The sequence below is a fragment of the Brevundimonas vesicularis genome (assembly GCF_044807075.1).
Classification (GTDB): domain Bacteria; phylum Pseudomonadota; class Alphaproteobacteria; order Caulobacterales; family Caulobacteraceae; genus Brevundimonas; species Brevundimonas vesicularis_G.
Map to the genome: position 1 here is coordinate 419369 of NZ_CP085234.1, position 24267 is coordinate 443635.

21 protein-coding genes and 1 pseudogene are annotated in these 24267 nt (G+C 66.6%); 12 read left to right on the forward strand and 10 right to left on the reverse strand.

Annotation, left to right across the window (positions count from 1 at the left end):
* Window positions 1-22 precede the first annotated feature (22 nt).
* From LG306_RS02030 to LG306_RS02050, 5 genes are all read right to left on the reverse strand, one after another.
* Complete coding sequence (locus LG306_RS02030) at window positions 23-994, reverse strand: alpha/beta hydrolase (RefSeq protein WP_265150697.1); 972 nt, start codon at window positions 992-994, stop codon at window positions 23-25.
* 11 nt (window positions 995-1005) lie between these two features.
* Window positions 1006-3258: a TonB-dependent receptor gene (locus tag LG306_RS02035; RefSeq protein WP_265150791.1), complete on the reverse strand. Its 2253-nt coding sequence runs from the start codon at window positions 3256-3258 to the stop codon at window positions 1006-1008.
* Window positions 3259-3405: 147 nt separating this feature from the next.
* On the reverse strand, window positions 3406-4422 hold the full coding sequence (locus LG306_RS02040) for an AraC family transcriptional regulator (RefSeq protein ID WP_265150696.1): 1017 nt from the start codon (window positions 4420-4422) through the stop codon (window positions 3406-3408).
* A gap of 261 nt (window positions 4423-4683) precedes the next feature.
* Entirely contained in the window at window positions 4684-5844 is a 1161-nt protein-coding gene (locus LG306_RS02045) for a GNAT family N-acetyltransferase (protein WP_265150695.1), read from the reverse strand.
* Complete coding sequence (locus LG306_RS02050) at window positions 5841-6239, reverse strand: RidA family protein (protein WP_265150694.1); 399 nt, start codon at window positions 6237-6239, stop codon at window positions 5841-5843. The genes LG306_RS02045 and LG306_RS02050 overlap by 4 nt, the downstream gene beginning before the upstream one ends.
* 37 nt (window positions 6240-6276) lie before the next feature.
* Between LG306_RS02050 and LG306_RS02055 the strand changes: the two are divergent.
* The 8 genes and pseudogenes from LG306_RS02055 to LG306_RS02090 all read left to right on the forward strand — a co-directional run.
* A pseudogene (locus LG306_RS02055) lies at window positions 6277-6882 on the forward strand (conjugal transfer protein TrbE); the annotation flags it as partial.
* Window positions 6879-7598 carry a P-type conjugative transfer protein TrbJ gene (trbJ, locus tag LG306_RS02060; RefSeq protein WP_167954229.1) on the forward strand — a complete coding sequence of 240 codons (720 nt, stop codon included), beginning with the start codon at window positions 6879-6881 and terminating at the stop codon, window positions 7596-7598. The pseudogene LG306_RS02055 and the gene trbJ, both read left to right, overlap by 4 nt.
* A 1-nt stretch (window position 7599) precedes the next feature.
* The gene (trbK-alt, locus tag LG306_RS02065; protein WP_167954230.1) at window positions 7600-7845 is read left to right on the forward strand and encodes a putative entry exclusion protein TrbK-alt; all 246 of its coding nucleotides are present in this window, start codon (window positions 7600-7602) and stop codon (window positions 7843-7845) included.
* The gene (gene trbL, locus LG306_RS02070; RefSeq protein WP_167954231.1) at window positions 7842-9164 is read left to right on the forward strand and encodes a P-type conjugative transfer protein TrbL; all 1323 of its coding nucleotides are present in this window, start codon (window positions 7842-7844) and stop codon (window positions 9162-9164) included. The genes trbK-alt and trbL overlap by 4 nt, the downstream gene beginning before the upstream one ends.
* A gap of 5 nt (window positions 9165-9169) precedes the next feature.
* Window positions 9170-9853, forward strand: a complete 684-nt coding sequence (gene trbF, locus LG306_RS02075) for a conjugal transfer protein TrbF (RefSeq protein ID WP_167954232.1) — start codon at window positions 9170-9172, stop codon at window positions 9851-9853.
* Complete coding sequence (gene trbG, locus LG306_RS02080; protein WP_167954233.1) at window positions 9850-10854, forward strand: P-type conjugative transfer protein TrbG; 1005 nt, start codon at window positions 9850-9852, stop codon at window positions 10852-10854. The genes trbF and trbG overlap by 4 nt, the downstream gene beginning before the upstream one ends.
* Window positions 10851-12068 (forward strand): TrbI/VirB10 family protein, encoded by a 1218-nt coding sequence (locus tag LG306_RS02085; RefSeq protein ID WP_265150693.1) that lies wholly within the window; start codon window positions 10851-10853, stop codon window positions 12066-12068. Before trbG ends, LG306_RS02085 begins: the two co-directional genes overlap by 4 nt.
* Window positions 12065-12289 carry a DUF2274 domain-containing protein gene (locus tag LG306_RS02090; RefSeq protein WP_167954234.1) on the forward strand — a complete coding sequence of 75 codons (225 nt, stop codon included), beginning with the start codon at window positions 12065-12067 and terminating at the stop codon, window positions 12287-12289. Before LG306_RS02085 ends, LG306_RS02090 begins: the two co-directional genes overlap by 4 nt.
* 10 nt (window positions 12290-12299) lie before the next feature.
* On the opposite strand, the gene LG306_RS02095 is transcribed toward LG306_RS02090, so the two are convergent.
* The 5 genes from LG306_RS02095 to LG306_RS02115 form a co-directional block, all read right to left on the reverse strand.
* On the reverse strand, window positions 12300-12617 hold the full coding sequence (locus tag LG306_RS02095; RefSeq protein ID WP_265150789.1) for a hypothetical protein: 318 nt from the start codon (window positions 12615-12617) through the stop codon (window positions 12300-12302).
* Between the two features lie 29 nt (window positions 12618-12646).
* Complete coding sequence (locus tag LG306_RS02100; RefSeq protein ID WP_167954235.1) at window positions 12647-13570, reverse strand: LysR family transcriptional regulator; 924 nt, start codon at window positions 13568-13570, stop codon at window positions 12647-12649.
* Between the two features lie 33 nt (window positions 13571-13603).
* A complete protein-coding gene (locus LG306_RS02105; RefSeq protein ID WP_354041570.1) occupies window positions 13604-18520 on the reverse strand; it encodes an autotransporter domain-containing protein in 4917 nt (1638 codons plus the stop codon).
* Between the two features lie 157 nt (window positions 18521-18677).
* Complete coding sequence (locus LG306_RS02110; protein ID WP_167954237.1) at window positions 18678-18926, reverse strand: hypothetical protein; 249 nt, start codon at window positions 18924-18926, stop codon at window positions 18678-18680.
* 38 nt (window positions 18927-18964) lie between these two features.
* On the reverse strand, window positions 18965-19294 hold the full coding sequence (locus tag LG306_RS02115) for a hypothetical protein (RefSeq protein ID WP_167954238.1): 330 nt from the start codon (window positions 19292-19294) through the stop codon (window positions 18965-18967).
* Between the two features lie 154 nt (window positions 19295-19448).
* Between LG306_RS02115 and LG306_RS02120 the strand changes: the two genes are divergently transcribed.
* The 4 genes from LG306_RS02120 to LG306_RS02135 all read left to right on the forward strand — a co-directional run bounded on the left by LG306_RS02120 (window position 19449) and on the right by LG306_RS02135 (window position 24226).
* Window positions 19449-20240, forward strand: a complete 792-nt coding sequence (locus LG306_RS02120) for a protein phosphatase 2C domain-containing protein (protein WP_167954239.1) — start codon at window positions 19449-19451, stop codon at window positions 20238-20240.
* Window positions 20241-20308: 68 nt separating this feature from the next.
* Entirely contained in the window at window positions 20309-20884 is a 576-nt protein-coding gene (locus LG306_RS02125) for an ECF-type sigma factor (protein WP_045811929.1), read from the forward strand.
* Entirely contained in the window at window positions 20881-23265 is a 2385-nt protein-coding gene (locus tag LG306_RS02130; protein WP_265150689.1) for a serine/threonine-protein kinase, read from the forward strand. The genes LG306_RS02125 and LG306_RS02130 overlap by 4 nt, the downstream gene beginning before the upstream one ends.
* A 37-nt stretch (window positions 23266-23302) precedes the next feature.
* Window positions 23303-24226, forward strand: a complete 924-nt coding sequence (locus LG306_RS02135; protein ID WP_404417758.1) for a helix-turn-helix transcriptional regulator — start codon at window positions 23303-23305, stop codon at window positions 24224-24226.
* Window positions 24227-24267: the final 41 nt, after the last annotated feature.

Below are 24267 nucleotides of genomic sequence, written 5' to 3' on the forward strand. Positions count from 1 at the left end.
CCTTCGCCCGGCGGGATCGATGTCAGTCTGCGTCCGGGCGGAACCGCAGACGAAGATCCTGCGCGATCCGCCGCCGCGCCGCATGGCAGGCGTCCAGATCGCCAAAGGTCAGAAAGCCGTGAATCGTCCCCTCGGCGGTATCGGTCGTGACGGGCACGTCTGCGGCACGTAAGTGCTCGGCATAGGCCAGCCCCTCGTCCCGCAGGGGATCGAAGGCCGCCACCAGAACGAAGGCCGGGGCGAGACCCGCCAGGTCGGCGGCATTGATCGGCGACACCTTGGGATCCTCCGCCGTGCCGCCACCCGCCGCCAGATACCAGGCCAGGGTCCCGGCGATGGCGTCCCGGCTCAGGAAAAGGTCGCCGTTTCCGAACGCCATGCGCGAGGGATAGGCCGCATGCGGGCGGCTGCCGTCGATCACCGGGTACAGCAGATATTGGGCGGCCAGGCGCGGTCCCTCGGCCTTTGATATCTGCGCCACCACCGCCGCCAGATTGCCGCCCGCGCTGTCGCCCATGACCACCAGCCGATCCGGATCGCAGCCCAGTCCTCGCGCCTGATCGGCGGCCCATCGCGTGGCGGCCAGCGCATCCTCCAGCCCCGCCGGAAAGCCATGCTCGGGCGCCAGGCGGTAATCGAGGCTGACGAAGACCGCGCCCGACAGAGCGCAAAGAGCGCGCATCAGCCCGTCGTAGCTCTCCAGATCGCCGACGCACCAGCCTCCGCCATGGAAGAAGACGACCAGGGTCGCGGGCACCTCCGCCACCTCTTGTGGCCGGTAGAGCCGGGCCGGCCGATCGCCCGCGCCGCCCGCGACCGTGATCTCGCGGACGATCACGCCGCCGGCGTGTGGCGACGGACCGGCCAGCGCCTTGAAGATCGCCGCAGCCTGGATTCGCGCGGTGCCCGCAGGGTCGGCGGGGTCGCCGATCGACATTTCACGCATCATGGCGTTCAGGGCCTGCAGCAGGGCCCGGGACTGGGGATCGAGCATGGCGACGAAGCTCAGTATCGCCAGATCAGACGCAGGTCGTAGGTCCTCGGCGCGGCGTAGAAGCCGAGCTGCACCCCCGGAAAGTCCGCCAGGTTGAAGCCCTGGACCCGCACCGCTTCGTCCGTCAGGTTCTGCACCCCGGCGCGCACCTCCCACACCCCGTCGGTCGATCGCAGGGCCGCGAAGGCGTTCAGCAGGGTGTAGGCGTCCTGACGCAGCACGGGAGAGTCGGTGATCTCGGTCGCCAGGTCGCTGCGGTATCCGGCGTCCCCGTGCAGCACCAGGCCCAGCCGGTCGCTGAGTGGCTGTTCCCAGGTGACGGCCAAGCTGGCGTTGACGTCGGGACTGTTGACCAGGGCCCGATCACTGACGTCGGTCGCCACCCCACCGACCAGGATGTCGAACTCGTCATATTCGGCGTCCAGCAGACCCAACGAGGCATTGATGGTCAGTTGATCGGTCGGGCGAGCCGCCAGTTCGAACTCCAGCCCCTGGATGGTGGCCGCCGCCGCATTGGTGAACAGGCTGACGAACACCCCGGTCACCGGATCGGAGCCGAAACTCGTCACCTGGATATCGGTGTAGTCGTTGTAGAAATAGGCCGCGTTGAACGTCAGCCGCCCGTCCATCCAGCTGGTCTTGGCCCCGGCCTCGTAGCTCCAGACGTACTCCGGCCGGAAGGCGTTGAAGGCGAAGTCGGTGGTCGCCCGCCCGTCGAACCCGCCGCTCTTGAAGCCGCGCGCGGCCGATCCGTAGAACAGCAGGTCATCGTTCGGCTGATAGGAAAGGGAGACCTTGGGCGTGAAGGCGTCGAAGTCCGCCTCGCCCTCGATCGGCGTGCCCGCGACGCCACGACCGGCCAGGAAGGGCGGGGTGGCCCGGATGACCGACACCGTCGGATCGAAGAAATTCTCGAACAGACGCGCCGATGTCTTCTCTTCGGAGGTGTATCGCGCGCCCAGGCCCAGGGTCAGGGTGTCGGAAATCTTGTACGATCCGTCCGCGAACACCGCCCAGGACTTGGTGACCTGATCCGTCTGGGCCAGGCTGGAACTGGGAAAGCCAAACAGGGTGACGGGGAAGCCGAAGATCGTCGCCGACCCGTTGTCCACGCCCGAGAAGGTCGTGTCCTCGTCGCGGAAATAATAGAGCCCCGCGGTGCCGCTGAACCGCCCGCCGTCGTCGTAGGTGGCGCGCAGTTCCTGGCTGAACTGGGATTGTTCCTGCAGCAGCAGGATGTCCAGGATGGGCAGGGGCGAGCCGTCCGTGTCCAGGTTCAAGTCGAAATCCAGGTCCCGCCAAGCGGTGATCGATTCCAGCGTCACGGCGTCCGACGCCTCATAGCGGGCGGTGACCGAAGCCCCGTAGGCCGTTAGGTCCGACAGGCCGTTGGCGTTGACGTCGACCCGGTAGGGATCGCTCGCCGCCGGATAGGTGACCAGTGCGCCCCCGGGGCCGACGCCGGTGATCGCGGTTTCGCGCGCCGGACTGCGCGAGGTGTCGGGTCGATCGCGCTTGGCGTCGGCGCTGACCAGGATCGACAGCCGGTCCGTCGGAGTCCAGTCCAGGGCCACCCGCCCCGCCAGACTGTTCTGGTCGCCGTCATCCTGACCGTCGATCAAGTTTTCGGCGAACCCGTCGCGTTGTGAATAGGCGAAGGCCACCTTGCCGTTCAGCACGCCCTCGATCAGCGGCCCGCCTAGTCGGCCCTTCAAGATGCGCGAATCGTAGTTGCCGACCCCCGCCTCCAGATAGGCCCCGGGCGTCGCGGGCGGTGGGGAGGAGACGAATTTGACCGCGCCGCCGATGGTGTTTCGACCGTACAGCGTCCCCTGGGGTCCGCGCAGCACCTCGACCCGGTCGACGTCGAACAATTCGAGGAAGGCCGCTTGAGACCGGGCGATGAAGACGTCGTCGACATAGATGCCCACGCCCGGATCGGCGAAGGCGAGCGAGTCGTTCTGCCCGACGCCGCGCAGATAGACGACGGCGTTCGCCCCGTCGCCTTTGTCCAGATAAAGGTTCGGTACCGAATACTGGATGCCTGAGATGTCGTCGGCCTGCAGGTCCGACAGCCGTTCCTCGCTGAAGGCCGAGACCGCCACGGGCACGTCTTGCAAGGATTCGGATCGACGCCGCGCCGTCACCACGATCTCGTCCAGTTGCGCGGGTTCCGCCTGGGCCTGGGCTGCCTCTTGGGCCCAGCTCGGTGCGGCCATCGCCAGCGTGGCCAGCGAACAGGCCCCCAGGATCGCCGTTCGCATCGTCACGCGATCTCGCCGGATCGACCGCCCGCGCGAAATCATTCCCCTATGGATCCTCATTGTTTCCGTCCCTCTCGACCGCCGATCTCAGTCGGCGTTGGAGAGGATCATGGAAGCGCAGCCCGACAGGGTCCACGACCGGGGCGTTCAATCGCTCAGGACATTTTCGCTCACCGATGGCGCCCAGTTTGAAGGCGTGACGCCGTTCCAGGCCTTGAACGCGCGGGAGAAACTGCGGCTGTCGGAAAACCCCAAGGTCTCGGCGATGTCCTGCGGATGCCGATGGCGGTTCAGCATCTGCTTGGCCCTTTCATTCAGGCCTCTGGCCCGCAGATCCCGGAACCGCGTCCCACTGTCGGCCAGTCTGCGCCTCAAGGTGGCCACGCTGACGCCCAGACGTCGCGCCGCTTCGGCCTGGTCATCGACCCCCGCGGCAATAGCGTCCGAGACCCTTTGGAGAAAGTCCGTCGGGTTTCCGGCCTGTTCCCGGGTCCGGATCATGGCCTCGACCGCGGCATAGACGTCAACCGCCCGACCGGACCTCTTGGTCAGCGATACAGGCACCTGCCCCGTCTCCAGATCGTATTCCAGCGCATAGGCATCGCTCCGCGTGCGGACCGTCGTCGTCCAGAAAGCCAGCAGTCCGTCCGGTGCCGTGCGGCGGGGTCGGCGGGTTCGAACGGTTCTGAGCATGGGCGTCAGATCGCGTCCCGCCACCAACGACACCATGGCGTGAAGAAAGATCAGTACCCCCTCCAGCGTGGCATAGGCTGCGACAGAGTCGGTCGGAAAGGCATAGGGGAAGTCACGGTCATCGATGACATACGCCAACCGGCCCTTGCGAGACTCCACGCGATTGTAATGGCCGCCATGAACAAGATTGTAGGCCCGGGCGATCCGCTTCATCGCCTCCTGCACATCGGCGGCATCGGACAGCGTCTCGACGACAAAGTCGTTCGTCCCGACAGCCAGAGGACGCAGGGAGAGATGGCAGGTCTCGTCACCCGCCTTGACTGAGAGTCGCTGAAGGAGCCGGAAATGCTCGATCAAAGGCTGGCGATTGTCAGGGCTGACGATCTTGACGGACTCGGCGAAGCGCCAGAGTTCGCCGACCTCATCACGGTCGATGAACAGTCTGACCTCGTCACCCCTCTTGGACTCCATGACCCGACGGTCTCAAGTTGAAGCGCGGGATGCAATCCCGATTCTTGCCCTCGCGTTGTAAGGTGTGAGCTAGGGAGTTGATCGTCCGGTCCAGACAGTTCGAAAACGGCGCAGAGCGCGGCTTCCGTCTCTGATCCCGTCAAGCATGTAGGACTGGCCCCCTAGGGACCCGCCTAGTCGGCCTGTTTGGCAGCGGCACGGATGCCCGGTCGCACTGTCCTCAACGGCGGCGCGCCCGCGCTTGCATCTTGACCATTTCGGTCACTTGACCTCGCGGTAGGGGCTGAGCTCTCTTGTCATGACGTCGATCTCGGCCTCCACGCCCGTCCGCTCTTGAGCCAGATACCGCGCGACTGGATCCCTCAGCGCGCGATCGACGATGTAATGCGCGGAATAGACGGGTGTGGGCAGGTAGCCGCGCGCGATCTTGTGCTCGCCCTGCGCCCCCGCCTCGACCCGCGACAGGCCGCGGCCGATGGCGAATTCGATGGCCTGGTAGTAGCAGAGCTCGAAATGCAGGAAGGGCACGTCGTCCAGCGTGCCCCACTGACGCCCGTACAGGGCATCGCGGCCGATCAGGTTCAGCGCCCCGGCGATCGGCACCCCCTCCCGAAAGGCCATGACCAGGGCGATCCGGTCGGCCATGGTCGCTCCGATGCGGCTGAAGAAGTCCCGTGTGAGATAGGGCCGTCCCCATTTGCGTCTGCCGGTATCGATGTAGAAGGCGAAGAAGGCGTCCCAGTGCGCCTCCTCGATATCGCCACCCGTCAGGACGCGGATATCCAGCCCCGCCTGGGCGTCGCGGCGCTCTCGCCGGATGGTTTTTCGCCGGTTGGACGACAGGGCGGCCAGGAAGTCGTCGAAGGTCCGGTAGCCCCGGTCCGTCCAGATGAATTGCATGTCCTGGCGCGGCAGCATGCCGGCGGCCGTCATGTCGCGCCATTCCGCCTCGGTCGGGAAGTTGACGTGCAGGGAGGAGACGCCGTTGGTTTCGCAGAGCTGCAGTGCGCCCTGGATCAGCGCCTGCCGAACGGTCCCGCCGTCTGCGGAAGGATGGCTGAGGAAGCGCGGCCCTGTCGCGGGGGTGAAGGGCACGGCGCCCAGCAGTTTCGGATAGTAGCGCCCGCCCGCCCTCTGATAGGCGTCGGCCCAGGAATGGTCGAAGACGTATTCGCCCTGGCTGTGGCCCTTCAGATAGAGCGGCATGACGCCGATCACGGCCCCGTCGGGATCGTGCAGGCTGAGGTGACGCGAACCCCAGCCCTCGCGCGGAACCGCGCTGCCGGAGGCTTCGCAGGCGTGCAGGAAATCGTAAGCGACGAATGGATCGCCGGTAGGACCCGCGCAGGCGTCCCAGGCCGGCTGTCCGATCGCGGCAATCCGGTCGTGGACCCGGATTTCGAACTTGGCCTGATCCGTCACTTCACCTCGACGACAGCGTCCACCTCGACGGCGAAGCCGAGTGGCAGCTTGTAGACTCCGACGGCGGCACGGGCATGGCGACCGGCCTCGCCAAACACCTCGACCATCAGGTCCGAGCAGCCGTTGATGACGGCGGGCACGGCGGTGAACTCCGGTCCCGCCTGGACGAAACCGCCCAGTTTCACGACGCGGACCACCCGGTCCAGATCGCCGTCCAGGGCCGCCGACATCTGGGCCAGCAGATTGATCCCGCACAGGCGCGCGCCCTCGACCGCCTGGTCTTGCGTCAAGTCCACGCCCACGGTGCCCTTCAGTCCGCCAGACGCGTCGTTCGACAGCTGACCCGAGATGTGCAGCAGGTTGCCGGTGCGCACGAAGCCGACGTAGTTGGCCACGGCCTTGGCGGGTGCGGGCAGGGTGATGCCGAGGTCGGCGGAGGGGCTGGTCGGCGCCGCGTCGGCGGCGGCCGTCCTGTCCTATCTCTTCCATCGCATTGGCGACCGCCTCGACGGCTCGCCCACGCTCATCATCATCGATGAGGGCTGGCTGGTGCTCGACAGTCCCGGCTTCGCGCAACAGCTTCGCGAATGGCTGAAAACGCTGCGTAAGAAAAACGCCAGCGTGGTTTTCGCCACGCAGAGCCTGGCGGACATCGAGACGTCAAGCATCGCGCCGGCGATCATCGAGTCCTGCCCCACCCGCATCTTCCTCCCAAATGATCGGGCCGCCGAGCCGCAGATCGCGGCGATCTACGAGCGGTTCGGCCTGACCGAGCGGCAGATCGAAATCCTCAGCCGGGCCACGCCCAAGCGGGATTATTACTGTCAGTCGCGCCACGGAAACCGGCTGTTTGAGCTGGGCCTGGGCGAAGTCGCGCTCGCTTTCGCCGCCGCCTCCTCGAAGGCGGACCAGCTTCGCATCGCCGACATCGTCAACGAGCACGGTCCGGCCGGTTTCGCGGCCGAGTGGCTGCGCCATCGCGGCTCCGCCTGGGCGATCGATCTTCTACTCCCCAGCCAGCAGGAGACTGACCAATGACCACCAACATCCTCCGGGCCGCCGTCATGGCGAGCGTGATCGCCATCAGCGGCGGGATCGGACTGACCGTGGCGACGCCCGCCCACGCGCAACTTGGCGGCGTCGTCTACGACCCCAGCAACTATGCCCAAAACGTGCTGACGGCCGCGCGATCCCTCCAGCAGATCAACAATCAGGTCCAGCAAATCCAGCAGCAAGCCGCGAGCCTGACCAACCAGGCGCGCAATCTCGCCTCCCTGCCGATGAGCGAACTGCGCCAGCTCCAGCAGCAGGTCCAGCGCACTCAGCAGCTTCTCGGCGAGGCGCAGCGGATCGCCTATGATGTGCAGCAGGTTCGCCAGGCGTTCGAGGGCCGCTACCGGGGTTCGGCGCTGACCGGGAGCCACGCCCAGATGGTCGCCAACGCCAATGCGCGGTGGGCCGACAGCGTGGGGGCGTTCGAGGACGCGCTTCGCGTTCAGGCCGGCGTCGTCGGCAATATCGACGGCTCGCGCGCGACGCTCGATCGGCTGGTCGGCGCGAGCCAGTCCGCCGAAGGCGCTCTGCAAGCGGCCCAAGCCGGTAATCAGCTTGTGGCCCTTCAAGCCCAGCAGCTCGCCGATCTAACAGCCCTGCTGGCCGCGCAGGGCCGAGCGCAGGCGCTGGAGTCGGCGCGCCAGGCCGCGATCGAAGCCGAGGGCCGCGAGCGGTTCCGCCGCTTCCGCACGCGCAACTGACATGGGACGCACGGCAAAGATCGCCAGCGTCGCTACGCTGGCCGGGTTCATGCTCACGGTGGCGATCGTGTCCGTGACCCGGCCCGCGCAACCCGTCGCGCCCGCGTCCGCGCCGGTCGCGGCGGCGTTGGAAACGCCCGCCGTCGATCTTCGCCGCTGCCGCACCATCACCATGCCCGACAGCGGATGCGAGGCGGCCTGGGAAGCCAAACGCCGCCGCTTCTTCGGGCGGGAGATACTGCCATGAACGACACCGGCGTCATCGACACCATCCTGGGTGTGTTCGGCAACTACATCGACAGCGGGTTTGGTTTGCTGGGCGGGGAGGTCGCGTTCCTGTCGACCACCCTGATCGCCATCGATCTCACCATCGCTGGTCTGTTCTGGGCCTGGGGCGCCGATGAGGACGTGATCCAGCGGCTGGTGAAGAAGACGCTCTACATCGGCGTCTTCGCCTTCATCATCGGCAACTTCGGCACGCTGGCGACGATCGTGTTCCAGAGCTTCGCGGGCCTCGGTCTTCAAGCGAGCGGCAGCGCGATGACGATCGCGGACTTCATGCGGCCCGGAATGATCGCGGCCACTGGCCTCGATGCAGCCGACCCGATGCTCGCGGCGACGGAGGAACTGATCGGCCCGATCGGACTGTTCACCAACTTCGTCCAAATCCTGCTTCTACTGCTGGCCTGGGTGATCGTCGTCCTCGCCTTCTTCATCATCGCCATCCAGGTGTTCGTGACGTTGATCGAGTTCAAGCTGGTCACGTTGGCCGGCTTCGTCCTTCTGCCGTTCGCCTTCTTCAACAAGACGGCCTTCATGGCGGAGCGTGTGCTCGGGCACGTCGTCTCCAGCGGAATCAAGGTGCTGGTGTTGGCCGTCATCACCGGGATCGGCACGACCCTCTTCAGCCAGTTCACCAATGCTGCGGTCGGTGCGGAGCCGAACATGGAACAGGTGATGGCGATCGCCTTGGCCGCGCTCAGCCTGCTTGGCCTCGCCATCTTCGGTCCTGGCGTCGCCAACGGCATCGTCTCGGGCGGTCCCGCGCTCGGAGCAGGCGCCGCCGCCGGGGCCGCGCTCGCCGCTGGCGGCGCCTTGGTCGGCGGGGTCGCCGCCGCTCGGCTTGGCGCGGGAGCCATTGCCGGCGCGGCGGCTGGAACGGCGCGAGGCGCCGCCTTCGCCGCCGGCGGCGCGCAGAGCGCCTACGCGCTCGGATCGGCGGGCAAGACCGGGGCGTCCGCCGTGGCCGGCGGCGCAGGCGGTGTCGGCTCGGCCGCGATGGGCGCCGCCGCTTCGCCGCTGCGCCGCGCGGCGTCGTCCTTGAAGGACAGCCACCGCTCCGGTGCGCGGGCGGCGGTTTCAGCGACGGGCGGCAGCATCACCGGCGGCGCGTCGGCGCCCGCTTCAACTCCGGCTGACACCGCGTCCGCCGGTGCGCCAGGCTGGGCGGCCGCGATGAAGCGCCGCCAGTCCATGACCCACAGTGCGACCACCGCCGCCCACACGCTGCGCTCCGGCGACGGCGGCGGCAGCGGCGCGTCGGTCGATCTCAGCCAAAAGGATTAAGTCCGATGTTTCGACGTCCCTCTCTCCGTTACGGCCAGACGCCCGAGCCGGTGACGCCCTATCAGCGCGCCGCGCAGGCTTGGGACGATCGGATCGGCTCCGCCCGCGTGCAGGCGCGCAACTGGCGTCTGGCCTTTTTCGGCACGCTCGCGCTGTCCGGCGCGCTGGCTGGCGGCTTGGTCTGGCAATCGGCGCGGGGACATATCGTGCCGTGGGTCGTGCAGGTCGATCAGCTCGGCGAGGCCCAGGCGGTCGCGCCTGCCGAGGCTGGCTACCGACCGACCGACGCGCAGATCGCGTTCCACCTCGCCCGGTTCATCGAACAGGTTCGCGGGCTGTCCGCCGATCCCGTCGTCGTTCGGCAAAACTGGCTACGGGCCTACGACTTCACCACGGATCGTGGGGCCATCGCGTTGAACGATCATGCCCGCGCCAACGACCCGTTCGCCAATGTCGGACGAGTGCAGGTCGCCGTGGACGTATCGAGCGTCATCCGCGCGTCCCCCGACAGCTTTCGCGTCGCCTGGACCGAGCGTCGCTACACCGACGGCACGCTAACCACGACCGAGCGATGGTCCGCGATCCTCACCGTCGTCGTTCAGCCGCCTCGCACCCCGGACGCCCTGCGGAAGAACCCGCTCGGCGTGTTCGTCAACGCCCTCAACTGGTCAAAGGAGCTTTCCCAATGACGCATCGTCCGGCCAGCAAGGCCATCGTCTTGGCGTCGGCCGCCGTGCTCAGCGGTTGCGCCGCGTTCGCCAAGGCCTCGCCAGCCACGTCCAGCCCGCCGCTCGAAATCATGGCGATCCCCGCCGCCGAACCGTCGCGCCCTGTCGAGGTGGTCGTGATCGCGGAGCCGCTCCCGCTGCCGGGCCAGCTCATGCCCGCACCGGCGACCGCCAGTCGGACGCCGGAGGCGTCAGACCCGCGTCGGCGGATCGGCGCGGCGAACGACGCCGCGCGCGTCCAGCCCGTGCGCGACGGCTTCCTCAACGCCATCCAGCAATATCACTGGACCGAGGGCGCGCTCTATCAGGTCTATACCGCGCCGGGGCAGGTGACGGACATCGCCTTGCAGGAAGGCGAGCAGCTTGTTGGGCCGGGTCCGGTCGCGGCCGGAGACACCGTCCGCTGGATCATTGGGGACACGATCAGCGGCACGGGCGCGACCGCGCGGGTCCACATTCTCGTCAAGCCGACCCGCCCCGACCTGTCCACGAACCTGGTCATCAACACCGATCGCCGGACCTATCATCTGGAACTGCGCGCGACGCCCTCGACCTATATGGCGTCGGTATCCTGGACCTATCCGCAAGATCAGCTCATCGCCCTGCGCGCGGCCAGCGAGGCGGCCGTTGCGGCCCAGCCGGTCGCGGCCGGCATCGATCCGGCCGCATTGAACTTCGGCTATCGCATCGAGGGCGACCGGGCGCCGTGGCGGCCCGTCCGCGTGTTCGATGATGGGCGACAGGTGTTCATCGAGTTTGCGGCTGGGATCTCCGAGGGGGAGATGCCGCCGCTGTTCATCACCAGCGCGGCCGGTGACGCCGAACTCGTCAACTACCGCGTTCAGGGTCGCTACATGGTGGTGGACCGCCGTTTCGAGGTCGCCGAACTACGCCTGGGCGACCGACGCGGCGCACAGCGCGTCCGCATCGTGCGCGACGAGGGCCGGAGGGGGCGGTCGTGACCGACACTGACTTCCCCAGCGTCGCGGAAGATGCGCCGGAGCCGCCGGCCGATCCTCGCCCGTTTCAGCTTCGCGGCGATCCGCCTTCGGTCATGCGCCTGTCACGCAGGGCGTTGACGGTGCTGGGCGTCGCCGCCGGCCTCGGGATCGGCGGGTCGCTCATCTACGCGCTCACCCCGGCCGGAGAGCGCCAAACCGAAGAACTCTACAACACCGAGGGGCGGGCCACGGCGGAGACCATCACATCGGGACCAAGCGACTACGCGCAGGCGCCCCGCCTCGGCCCGCCGCTTCCCGGCGACCTCGGTGGGCCGATCCTGTCCGCCCAGCAGCGCGGCGAGGAGGTGCCGGTGCCGCCTATCGGCGGCGAGACCGTGCAGGCCGACCCTGCCGCGCAAGCACGAGAAGCGGCCATGCAGCGTGCCCAGCAAGAGCGCGACGCCGCACGCACCAGCAGCGTTTTTCTGTCTGGCAGCGGAGCCGGGTACCCCCAGCAGGTGTCACCCGGCGGAGCCCTTGACCTCGCTAGCCTTCAAGCCGCGCAATCGAGCAGCGCATCCAATCAGACCACCACGCCGGGTGGAGGTTTCATGTCGCGGCCTACAAATCGTGAGACGGTCAGTGCCGAGCGGCTGCGCGCTCCGGCATCTCCGAACATCGTGCAGGCCGGCAGCATCATCCCTGCCGCGCTCATCACCGGCATCCGCTCCGATTTGCCGGGGCAGATCACCGCGCAGGTGACGCAGAACGTCTATGACAGCCCGACTGGCCGCATCTTGCTGATCCCCCAAGGCGCGCGCCTGATCGGCGAATATGACAGCCAGATCGACGCTGGGCAGAGCCGCGTCTTGCTGGCCTGGGATCGGCTGATCCTGCCCGATGGACGCTCGATCACGCTGGAGCGTCAGTCCGCGACCGACGCTTCGGGTTACACCGGATTACAGGACCGAGTGAACCAGCATTGGGGACGCCTTCTGCGCGCCGCAGCCATCTCGACGCTGCTCGGCGTTGGAACGGAACTCGGCGGCGACAGCGACGACGACCTGATCCGGGCGCTGCGCCGAGGCTCTCAGGACACGATCAATCAGACCGGCCAGCAAGTAGTCGGGCGGCAGCTCAACGTGCAGCCGACGCTCACTATCCGTCCCGGCCACCCCTTGCGCGTGCTCATCACCCGCGACCTCATTCTCGAACCGATAGGAACGCCGCGATGACCAAGCTGAAACTCGGGCCGCTGGTCGATGACCGTCCGGTGAAGATCACGGTCGAACTGCCCGCCGACGTCCACCGTGACCTCACCGCCTATGCGGCGGCGCTGGCAGCGGAATCCGGCGGTGACGCGATCCCGCCGGAGAAGCTGATCGCACCGATGCTGACGCGGTTCATGGGCAGCGATCGAGGCTTCGTCCGCAATCGCCGACCGCAAAGCGGCTGAGTGCGACGGACTACCGATCGAAGAAACGTCGACGCCGCTCGGCGGAGTCGACGGTGACGATGGCCTGTTCGGCGTTCGCACACTCGCCGCCCCGGATCGAGCCGTGGGTGCAGCCCGCAACGACGCGCCGCGCCTCCTCGATGTTGGCCTCGAAATACTGGACGCCTCGTGGCTCCGACGATCTCGACGCCGACGCGCTGACGACGCCGGGCGCGCGTTCGCCGGTCGCGGTCGGCGGTGCGATGACCGGGCGAAGAACGAACCCAGCGGTGAAACCAACGATGAGACAGACGATCGCGGCAACGATGACGGCTTTACTGCTCTGCATCGGATGCACTCCAAATGACGCCCGCCATTTTACCTCATTCGTGACGCGATCTCAAAAGACAGCGCGTAGCGATTTTTGATGAACTGGAGGAACCGGCGCAGCGCGGGATTGGCGTTGTCGTCGCGCCAACATCCCGAATAACCAATCAGGGCCTGGCCTTGCTCGCCGTCGATCGGGCGATAGACGACATCGGGATAGCGTGCCCCCGTCGAACTCTCGCAAACCAGCGTCACCGCCGTCGTGCCGCCCAGGATGCTAAGGATGGTCTCGCGGCTGGCGCGGTGCATCCGGATCGCGGGCGTGCAGCCCGATGAGCCCAGCTTACCGAGAAGGATGTCGCGCTTCTCCGGTCCCGGGTCGGCGACGGTGAACAGGAACTGTTCACCGCGAAGATCCGTCCATTGCACGATGTCGCGCTCGGCCAGTCGATGGCTGGCGGGGAGGGCGACAAGGACGCGCTCGCTCCACAGCGGTTCGCACCGGAAACCGTTGTGCGCGGCCGCGCCCATCAGGATCGCCACGTCGATTTCGCCGGTGTCCAGCCCGGCGAGCAGCACGCTCCGATCGGCCTCGACCCCATCCACGTCCACGTCGGGGTTCGCGTCGCGCCAGCCGAGCAGGGTGGCGCGCAGGTTGCCGGCCGACATCGACCCATTGTGCCCCAGCATCAGCCCGCCGAGCCGGCCTTGACCGGCGGATCGCATGATCGCCACGAGCCGATCGCTCAACGTGACCAGCGGCGTCGCGCTTTGAATGAAGGCGATGCCGGCGTGAGTGAGCGTCACGCCGGCCCGCGAGCGATTGAAGATCGGCGCGCCCAGCGATCGTTCCAGCCGGAGGATGCCGCGGCTGAGCGTCGATTGCTCGACGTCCAGCGCGCGGGCCGCCTTGTAGAGGCTCCCATGATTGGCCGCCGCGATCGCGTAACGAAGCTGGCGGATATCAAAGGGCATCGCTCATTTCACGGCCGAGCGGCCGTCCTTTCCTCAGAACGGAACACGCAGCATCGCGCGTGCGCCGTGATCGCGGACGCCGTCGCCCATCTGGCCGCTGTAGCCGACGCTCAGGCGGGCGCCCCGGCCGAAGGTGAACTCGGCCCCGGCGTCCACCACCAGCGCGTCCTCGGCGATCGGCGCGCCGGTGACGGTGAAGGCGTCGCCGCCCGCGAACGACACGCGGCTCCGCGCCGGATCGAGATCGAAGGCGTGACGCCAGCCCAGCCGGCCCGACAGGCTCAGCCCGCCGACCTGCGTCGATCCGCGCGCGCCTAGCGTCGTGAACACCGCGTCGTCCGTCTCCGCCCGGCCCGACAGCGCCGCCGCGCCGCCGGTCTCGGCGAAGGCGTCGGTCTTGACCTCGACCCACGCGACCTCGGCGAACGGCTCGACCGCCGTCGCGTCGCTCAGGCGCATCGCATAGCCCACGCGGCCGAACGCCTGACGCGTCTCGCCGTCATAGCGGGACGAGGCGGTCTCGCTGAAGCCGGGGAAGACGATCGCCCGCTCCATGTCGAAGCTGTGCCACGCCATCGCCGCGCCGGCCGACAGGTCGAACCCGCCCGCCTGCACGCCGACGCGCGCGCCCAGGTGCCAGCTCTCGACCTCCGCCGACGACACGCGGTCGGCGACGGCATAGTCGGAACGGCTGTAGCCGCCGCCGATCCCGGCCGAGAACGTCTCGCCCAGCGGCACGTCGACGCCGGCGAACAGGCCGGTCCCGTCGCGCTTGACCTGCGCGGCGTTGCCGTCGCCGTCCATCCGGCCCCACGAGCCGTAGACGTTGCCCCAGGCGCCGCGACGTTCGCCCGGCGCCAGCATGGCGTCGCGGAAGAAGCGGCTGTCGTCGAGCAGGCCGCTGCGCGCGCTGGCGTGCGCTTCGCCCGACAGCTGATCGAAGGCGTAGCGCGCCGTGTCGACCTCCAGCGGGATGATCGCGTTGTAGACCGCGTTCCCGCAGCCCAGCCGCTCCGCCGCCGCCGCGCTCGACTGCTGGTTCGCCGTCACGCCGCGCTCGGTGAAGGTGGCGGCGTTGCGCGCCAGCGTCAGCCGCACGTTGTTGGCGTCGTAGCTCAGGGTCGGGGTCAGGAAGGCGTAGTTGGTGCTGACCCCCGCGAACGTGCCGCTGATCCCCCCCTGCGCGGTCAGGATCGTCGAGGTGATCGACGCCCCGCAGGCATCGTTGTTCGTGCCCTGGAACAACGCCGAGACGTTGCCGCCTTGGAGCGTCGCCGTGCCCGTCACGTTCAGCCGGTCGGCGCGCCCGTCCACGGTGACGTCGACCTCATAGGTCGAGCCCGCCGCGAACGTCACGTTGCCGCTGGCGTTCAACGTGCCGATGCCGTTGCCCGTGCCGGGGTTCACCGTGCCGGAGATCACCGCGTTCCGCAGCGTCCCCGCGCCGCTCAGCCGCGTGCCGGAGGCGACGTTCAGCGTCCCGCCAAGCTGACCGTCCAGCCGCATCGCCCCGGCGGCCAGGTTGAACGTGCCGCCGAACCCGGAGCTGTCGCCGGTCAGGATCAGGTTGCCCGCGCCGATCTTGCGGAACGCGCCCGCGCCGTCGATCACGCCGGACAGCAGCAGGGCGTTGGCGTTCTCCAGCGTGCCGCCCAATGCCCCGGCGGTGAAGTTTCGCGCCGAGCTGCCCTCCGCGCTGAATCGCAGTGTGCCGCCGTTCAGCGTGACCCCTCCCGAGGCCGCGCCTAGGTTGGCGTCGCGCGACACCTGCAAAACACCGCTGCTGACGGTCGTGCCGCCCGTATAGGTGTTCGTGCCCGACAAGATCAGCGTGCCGAAGTCGGTCTTATCGAGACCGGACGTGCCCGCGATGACGCTGGCGATGGTGGCGCTCATCGAAGCCCCGGCCGCGCTGCCGTCGCCGACGCGCACGGAAGCTGGGGTCGCCAGCGTCAGCACACCGCCCGTCAGGGTGTAGCCGTTCACCGCGAACTGGAGGCCGCTGGCCGACACGCCCTCGGGCGCGATCGTCACGGTGCCCGCCGTTCCTTGGAAAACCGCGCCGCGACCCTGCCACGCCTCGTTCACATCGCCTTCGCTGCGCGTCCAGTTGGTCGTGGTGTTGTTCCAGACGCCCGATCCGCCATCGACGGCCAGGTTCGCGGTGGTGTTGCCCCCATCCCAGAACTGGAGGCCGCGCCCGACCACCAGGTTGACCTGTCCGGCGAACACCGTCTGGATGTTGCCGTTCGCCCCTGCCGGAAGCGGCCCGAGCGTCATGCCGTTGTCGGTCAGCGTGCCGCCATAGTTGAAGATGCGATACACGCCGTCACCGAACCCGCCCGCGTCCGTGACGGAAAGCGTGCCGCCCAGCGTCAGGTTGCCCCCGACATTGATGAGCGCCGAACTGGACGGTGCTCCAAGAGCCAGCCTCAGCTGGCCGTCGAACACCATATCCCCGGTGACGTTGAACGTATCGCGCCCGCCCGCACCGGAGCGTAGCGACAGCAGGCCGCTCGCGCTCTGTGTATAGTCACCGTTGATCGTGTGCGAGACGAAGCCGGGCGACGAAACCTGGATCGCTCCGTGATTTGTCAGCACGCTTCCCGCGCCATTCAGCGCGATGCGGCCGTCCAGAATCCCCGATCCGCCGTTGACGATCTGGCTGGTATGGCTGGCGCCGATCGAACCTTCACCGCCCCGGATCAGACCGTCGTTGCGGAAGTTTAGCAAACCACCATTGGCGACACGAACGCCATAGCCGCCGGTCGAGATGATGCTGCCGGTGTTGACGCTGTCGACTAGGTGCAGGCGGAGGTTAGGAGCGACGAAAAATTCTCCCGGTGTCGTAGCATCCCCGGAGAACAGAGTATCGCCGATTAGCACGCCGCCGGTGCCGGCGCTGCCCGCGCTCGCGATGGAACCTTGATTATTCAACGTCATCTTACCAGCACCCATTATGTAGATGCCGGACCCCATGCCGCTGCCTCCAGTGATGGTCACGCCGGGCGCAACCGCGATTACGCTTGAGGTTCCATCGTTATCAACTGCGAACTCTCCCCTCGCAAAATTGGGCCTATCTTGCGAAAGCCCAAGCACTCCGAATATGCCGAATGAAGCATTTCCGGAAGCGGTGATGTTTCGCGTGACGTTAACTGAAACGATGCTTCCTAAATCTGCGTCTCGCGAATAGCCAGCTGGCAAATTTCCTCTGCTCAGGAAATCCTGATAATTCGCTTCGCTATAACTGATAGACTTGAAATAAATTCCTGCACTATCAGCGCCCGCCACTGTGATGTCGCCATCGGACTGAAGGGCTATATCTACCTGACTCAATGCGCTCAGGCCTGCTCGACCGCTCGGCCCATAGTAGAATGTATAGCGGGTGCCATCCACGTCACCGTCGAACATACGGGGATTGGCTCGGGTGCTAGCGATGCTGATTGTGCCGCTGTTGGAAAGATCAACGGTTCCGGCTCGTGATGAGGCTTGCAAGCCGTAAAACGCCGAATCGCCGCCGTTAGTATCTATGGAACCTCGGTTTAAAACCTTGACGAGGCTGTTCTGGCCAAAAGCGGCTGCCAGAACTGCTGGATTACTCCCACTATTGATGGAACCTTCATTCAGCAGCGATAGATTCCCTAGAACACGTAAATCAACCGCACTCGAAATATTGGACGTGCCTTGCGCCGTAGGGAATATCGTGATGTTTCCGCGATTTATAACTTCCACGTTTTCGCGCGGATCGGATATAGACGACGCCTCAGTGTTGACAAAGATGGCTTGCTGGGTCGAGCCAGCCGGACCAAATAATCCGGTACTAGGGCGATTAGTGATGTTCCCGTCATTCAAAATGCGGACGTTCAGATCACTCCCCTCCGCTCGGAATGTGTGTAGGAAGTTTATCCCCCCATTCTCAATCGTTCCTGTGTTCGTTATCTGAATATCGTAATTCTGAACACGCCGCCGGTTGAGTTCATTGGCGTCCTCCACCCAGATTCTTGAATTTACCAAGTCACCGCTGTTATCAATCGAAATCCTGCCGTTGGCAGTAGTCGCAGTGCCGCTTCGGTCGATTCGTTGGACAAGAATTTCACCGCCTTCGATCCTGCCGGAGTTTCGAATTGTTACATCGTTGAAGAACGGAAGAACGATTGCGATCGCGTCGGGATTCTCATCTCGTATCGAGGCGTTCCAAGCAAAATCCAAATCTGCCCTGCGGATCGTCCCCGTATTTTCAATAAGGACTGACGGGATTGAGGTGCCAAGGTCGTTGTCGGTAACCCGGATGCCAGCGCTTCCACGCACTCCCGCAACATCAATCAGACCAGCATTGCGGATTGTGAGAGATTCAGCCTGCTCGGCTAGGATTCCGTAGTTCAAGTAGTTGGTGGTCCCGCTATCTCCCGCAGTAGTCCGGAGATCGATCGTACCATTGTTGACGATCGCGAGTGGCTGACCGACCCGGCTCCGGCCATTCACGTAGATCCCTACCGTGTCTCCGAAACCCCTTGCTGTCAGCGAGCCGTTGTTCAAGACCGTGTTGGCCCCACCTCCCAAGTAGAGAGCGCTGACGTAGCCGGACTCGCGGAGTGTCTTATTGATATCTACTCGAACCGATGAATCGAGTTCGACATCCGGACGCGAGGAATTGATCGTGATGCCGTTGGCACGATTGGGCGGCTGAATTGGTTGGGTCAAGTCGCGGAATACGAAGCGCCGAAGAGAATCGTTGAAACCACTGTTGAAGCCGCTGCGGATATCGCCGCTGCACGTCACAACGCCATCGACCACGGGGCATTGCGCGCTTCCAGGCGTGACCTGCTGCGCCGTCGCCGGGCTGGCCGCCAGCCCCGCCGCCAGCATCGCCACCGCCGACGCGCCGCCCAACAGCATCCGCGCTCGAACCGACCGCGCCCGCGCGATCCCCGCGACGATCCCCTGACCCATGTCTCTCTCCCTGTTGCGCCGCCCGGACGCGGTTTCGCCAACCGCGAAAATGCGGCCTCACCCCGGAGAGGCGGGATCGATCGGAAAACGGATCAAAAAAAATGACGGGGCACGAAAAAAAGTTCGCACCCCGTCGAAAGCCCCGCGTTTCCGGGATTTATTCCAGCCCGCATTTCTTCGCGCAGGCTTTCGCCGCACCGGCCGTCTGGTCGGAGTTCGCGAAGCAGTTGTCGAAACACCGCTGTTTGTCGTCATCGGACGAGGCGAGGCCGGTCGGGGCCTGTGCCGTCAGGCTTCCGTCTTCGCCACGCAGGTGCATCACCACCTTGCCGTTGAACTCCAGATCGAAGCCGCCTTCGACTTTGCGGGTGGAATAGCCGCCATCGGCATCGTGACTGTTTGTCATGTCTCTCTCCTGTGATTTGCAGATGCGATCGGGCGACGTCAGTCGTCCTGGATTGCGTGGTTGCGAGTTTCGTCGGCGCCGACCACGGTGATGCCCTTGTGGCCGGTGATCCCGCGCAGCGGTCGGGCGACGGTGTAGGGCGTGATCGCTTCAAGGCAAAAGCCGCCCGGCACGTTCCCCACCAGCTCGATCGACCACCAGTCGGGCCGCTCGATGTAGAAGTAGGGGTGCAGGGCGACCTCCATGTTGGCGCAGGGCGCCTCGCCCGTGACGATCAGCCAGGGCTGGCCGTCGCGCGTCTCGATCCGGCTCTCGCCGAGCGGCAGCAGACGGTGTGACTGCGACGGGGGCAGTTCATCGAAGTTCATCGATCCTTCCTTTCTCTCTCCTGACCACCGCGAAAACCGGGGGGTCATTTGAGAGAGGCGTGATTTTTGAAAAAACGGATCATTGGGGTGATCCGTTTTGACCGACGATCGCGCCTGTCAGGGTCGAGCGCACTTGCGCGCTGGAGTAACTCGCTTGAGTCCAACCGTCGCCCTGAGCCGCCCAACCCCTGTCGCGCCGCGGGAAACCTCGTCCTTCTGGCGCGTCGCCGGCGCATCCGCGCGTGGCGCGCGCCACGCTGACGCCGGGCAGGACAATCAGGACGCCTTCCACGCCTGGACCGAGGGCGACTGCTTCGTCATCGCCGTGGCGGACGGCCACGGCTCCCCGATCCACTATCGCTCCGCGATCGGCGCGGCCTTCGCGGTGAACGCGGCGGCGGCGGTGCTGGCCGACTGGATCGCGGCGCGCGACGGCGCCGACGCGCATCGGATCCCCACATCCATCCTCGACCACTGGCGCACCGCGGTGCGCGCCTATGCCGCCGACAACCCCAATCTGCTCGACCTGGTGACCGCCCGGCTGGGCGGCGGCCCAATGGTCCCCTACGGCGCGACTTTGGTCGCAGCCGCCGGCGATGGGCGCCGGACGGTCGTGGTCCAGATCGGCGACGGCGACGCGCTGCTCGGCTTCGGCGCGCGCCGGATCGTTCGCCCGCTGCCCGACGACGGTCTGGACGGCGAGCGCACCTATTCGCTGTGCCAGTCCGACGCGCTGTCGCGCTTTCGCCTCCACATCGCCGAGGAGACGCCGGACTTCGTCTCCGTTTCGACTGATGGCGTGTCGAAGTCGTTCGCCTGTCGCGAAGCCTTCACCTACGGCGCGGCGTCCGTGGAAGCCGGCGCCCTGCCGACATGGCTCGCGCACAAGGCGGACGGACCCAGCCGCGACGACGCCACCTTCTGCTTTGCCCGGCTCGCACGATGAGCGCCCGCCCGATGCCGCGTTTGCGCCAAAGCTTCCCGCGCGGCCCGCGTCTTGCTAGCATCCCGACTATGGGGGACGGGGACGGGATCGCCGGGGACGAGGATAGCCGCGCACTGCTGCACGCCTGGCAGGCGGGCGACGCGGCGGCGGGCGACCGGCTGTTCGCGCTGGCGCATGACGAACTTCGCACCGTCGCCGCCGCTCTCCTGCGCCGCGAGCGCCATAGCTCTCTGTCCAGCGGCGACCTGGTCAACGAGGCCGTGCTGCGCCTGATCCCGCTGGAGCGGATCGATTGGCGCGACAAGGCGCACTTCCTGGCGTTGTCTGCGCGCGTCATGCGGCAGGTGCTGGTCGATCACGCCCGCGCGCGTCTGACGGAAAAGCGGGACCATCACCGCGTGACCCTCGTCACCGGCATGGGCGCCGAGGCGCCGCCGGTGGACTTGCTCGATCTCAACGCCGCGCTCATCGAACTCGAAGGCTGGGACCGCGACCGCGCGAGCCTCGTCGAGATGCGCTATTTCGGCGGGATGACGATCGACGAGATCGTCGCCGTCACCGGCCAGTCCGCCCCAACCGTGAAGCGCCGCTGGCGCTCGACCCGCGCCTGGCTGATGCAAGCCATGCAGGAGCGCCCGGAATGACCGACCGTTCGCTCGATCAGCGCGCGCTCGCCCTGTTCGAGGCGGCGCTGGACCGCCCCGCCGCCGCCCGCGAAGCCTGGGTCATGCAGCAGGCCGGCGCCGACAAGGCTCTCGCCGACCGCGTCCTGTCGCTGTTCGCCGCCGACCGGGCGGCGTCCGTCGCGGTCCACACCGGCGGCGCGCAGGCCAGCGTAGACGCGCCGCTGCCCGAACGGATCGGCGCCTATCGCATTGTCCGCCGCATCGGCCAGGGCGGCATGGGCGCGGTCTATCTCGGCGAGCGGGCATCCGACGACTTCCGCCATCAGGCCGCGATCAAGCTGGTCAAACCGGGCGTCCTGTCCGACGCGCTGATCCAACGGTTCCTGGCCGAGCGGCAGACGCTGGCCGACCTCGTCCATCCCAACATCGCCCGCTTTCACGACGGCGGCGCGACCGAGCGGGGCGAGCCCTACATCGTCATGGAATATGTCGATGGCCGCCCGATCACCGACTGGGCGGCGGACAACTCGCTCGGCATCCCCGCGCGCCTCGCGCTGTTCCGTCAGGTGTGCGACGCGGTGCGTTTCGCCCATCAGAATCTGATCGTCCACCGCGACATCACCCCGTCCAACGTGCTGGTCGCCGCCGATGGCGCGCCGCGCCTGATCGACTTCGGCATCGCCAAGCCGCCCGAGGCGGAGGGCGGCGACGGCGCGGCGTCCTCGCCCTATCCCTCGCTCGCCGGCCTCAGCCTGACGCCCGGCTTCGCCGCGCCCGAGCGCATGGCGGGCGTCGGCGCCACCACGCTCAGCGACGTCTTTTCGCTGGGCCGCCTGCTCGACGTGCTGGTGGAAGACCACGCGCCCGACGCCGACCTGAAGGCGATCATCGCCACCGCCACCGCGCTCGACCCCGCCGATCGTTACGCCTCGGTCGATGCGCTGATGGACGATCTCGACCGCCATGCCACCGGCCGCACCGTCACCGCCCGCAATGGCGGGCGGGGCTATGCGATCGGCAAATTCGTGCGCCGCTACCGCTGGCCCGTCACCGCCGCCGCCGTCGCGCTGGCGCTGATCCTCGCCGCGCTGATCGTCGCGCTGGTCTCCTACTGCCGCGCCGAGCGCGCCCGTGTCGCCGAGGAGCAGCGGTTCGAGGAAGTGCGCGCCCTGGCCGGCTACATGATCTTCGACCTCAACAGCCAGCTGGAGCGCATCGCGGGCTCGACCAAGGCGCGCGCCGACTTGGCCGAGCAAGCCGGCCGCTATCTGTCCGCGCTCGCCGCCTCGCCCGGCGCCGACGACGCGCTGAAGCTGGAGGCGGCACGCGGCTTCATCGCGCTCGCCCGCGCCCAAGGCGTTCCCGACCGACCGCATCTCGGCCAGTTCGAAAACGCCCGCGCCAACCTGGAGCGCGCGATCGGCATGATCCGCGACCTGCGAGAGCCTTCCGCGCCGGACCTCGCCGAAGCCCAGGCGTCGCTGGCGATGATCCTAGGGCACATCGACTCCAAGACGGACGCCGCCGCCGCGCGCCTCGTCGAGGCGCACGCCGTTCTGGCCGCCGTGCCGTCCGCCGCACGGGACCGGCGTTGGCACATGGCGCGCCGGAATGTCCGCAAGGCGGAACTGGACATGACGACGCTGACCGCCTCGCTCGACGACATGCCGCGCCTGTCCGACCTTCTTGAAGCGGAAATCGCGGAATGGCCGGCGGCCATGCGGGACAGCTCAGACGCATCCCTCGACCGCGCCTATGCACGCTACTATCGCGGCATCCACCATTATTTCCTCGACCAGCCCGATGACGCGGTGGCCGATCTATTGGAAGCCGAGAGGCTCTTTCGCGAAGCTGAGCGCGCGAACCCCGGCGATCCCAACATCCTCTATGCTTTGGCTTGGAACGCCAACGTCGGCTACAGTTCCGCCACCCAATCGCCCGCGCTCGCCGGACAGGCGCGCCGCTTCCTCGACCAGGCGTCGAGCATCCTCGACCGGCTGCTGCAAATCGAGAGCAACGACGATGGACTGCGCGCCTTCGCCGCGAACGTGCAGCAGGCCCGGTCTCAGGCGCTGAGCGCGGACGGGCGGCACAGCGAAGCCATCGCCCTCCAGCGCGGCGTGATCGCGATGCACCAAGACGTGCTGCGCCGAAACCCGACACCCGCGCGGTCGAACCGCTTAGTGCTGGCACACGTCACAATGGCGAACATCGCCAGAGCCGCCGGCGACCGGGACACCGCCTGTGCGGAATATCGTTCGGCGCGAGAAAAACTAACCGTTCTAGACCAGCGAAATGAAGCCCTGGGATCCGTAGGGCGATACGGTGCGGGTCTCGACGCCAATCTTGCCGCCTGTTCTTGGGGCGGTGCTGCGAACGATCTCGTCATCTTGGAATAGTTAGCGGACCGACTAGTGATCGCCTATAGCTCCAGGCGTGAAGGACGAGTGGATACAGAAAGTCAGTCGGGCAGCGGGCGGCGCAACCCAGCACGCGCGGCACCCCTCCACGTCGGGCACATTCTATCTGTCCAAGGGTCGAAACTTCTCCGGCGTCAACTACGAGGCCGAGATCCCAGCCGGCCTTCACATCAGCTGTGGTTTCGCACCGTCGATGGCAAGTCAAACATCCTTCGGTGAGCTTTCACTGGCTCGATCCGGATTGTCGGTCTTGAGCAGCCGGGAGCCAATTCGATTGCGCACGGCGGTGTCTTCAGGTGAGTTCCGTTCGGCGGGGCTGTCGATCGACTGGCAAACTTTGGCGGACCACGATCTGCCAGCTTGTCTCGCAGCCATTCCCGATAACGTGTGCATGGGGGTTGAGAGGATTCCGCCGCGAATAGTCGCGGCGCTCGTGGCGCCGATTGACGAATGGTTTCAGGGTACGGCGCGCGACCTCGCTATCGAAGGTCGCTCGCTTGCACTATTCGCGGTGCTGGAACAGTGCCTCGCAACGAGTTCCGAGACACTGGAATCGTCACGGAGTCTAAGCTTGGCAAATGCCGCGCGGGAGATCGTCGATGTCGAGTTTGCCGGGACTCTCACCATCCACAGTCTCGCCGCTCGACTGAAATGCAGTCCGAGGACCCTGACCTCGGCTTTCCGTCAAAGTTTCGGAACAACGATTGGCGCCTATCTCACTGACTGCCGCTTGGCCGCCGCCGCATCCCTGCTGCGGAGCGGCTACGGCGCGACCCAGACAGCGTACCGGGTCGGGTATACGCCGGCTCACTTTGCGACGGCTTTTAAACGCCAGTTCGGCGTATCTCCGCGCGAGTGGTCTGGTGGTGCTGCTCAGAGCCGAAAGCCTTTGCCGCTTACCGAAAGCCCGCGTCGTTGTGGTCTGCGCCCTTTGAAGTGATCCATCCCTTATGTTGGTCTGCGGACCGGAATGGATGGAGC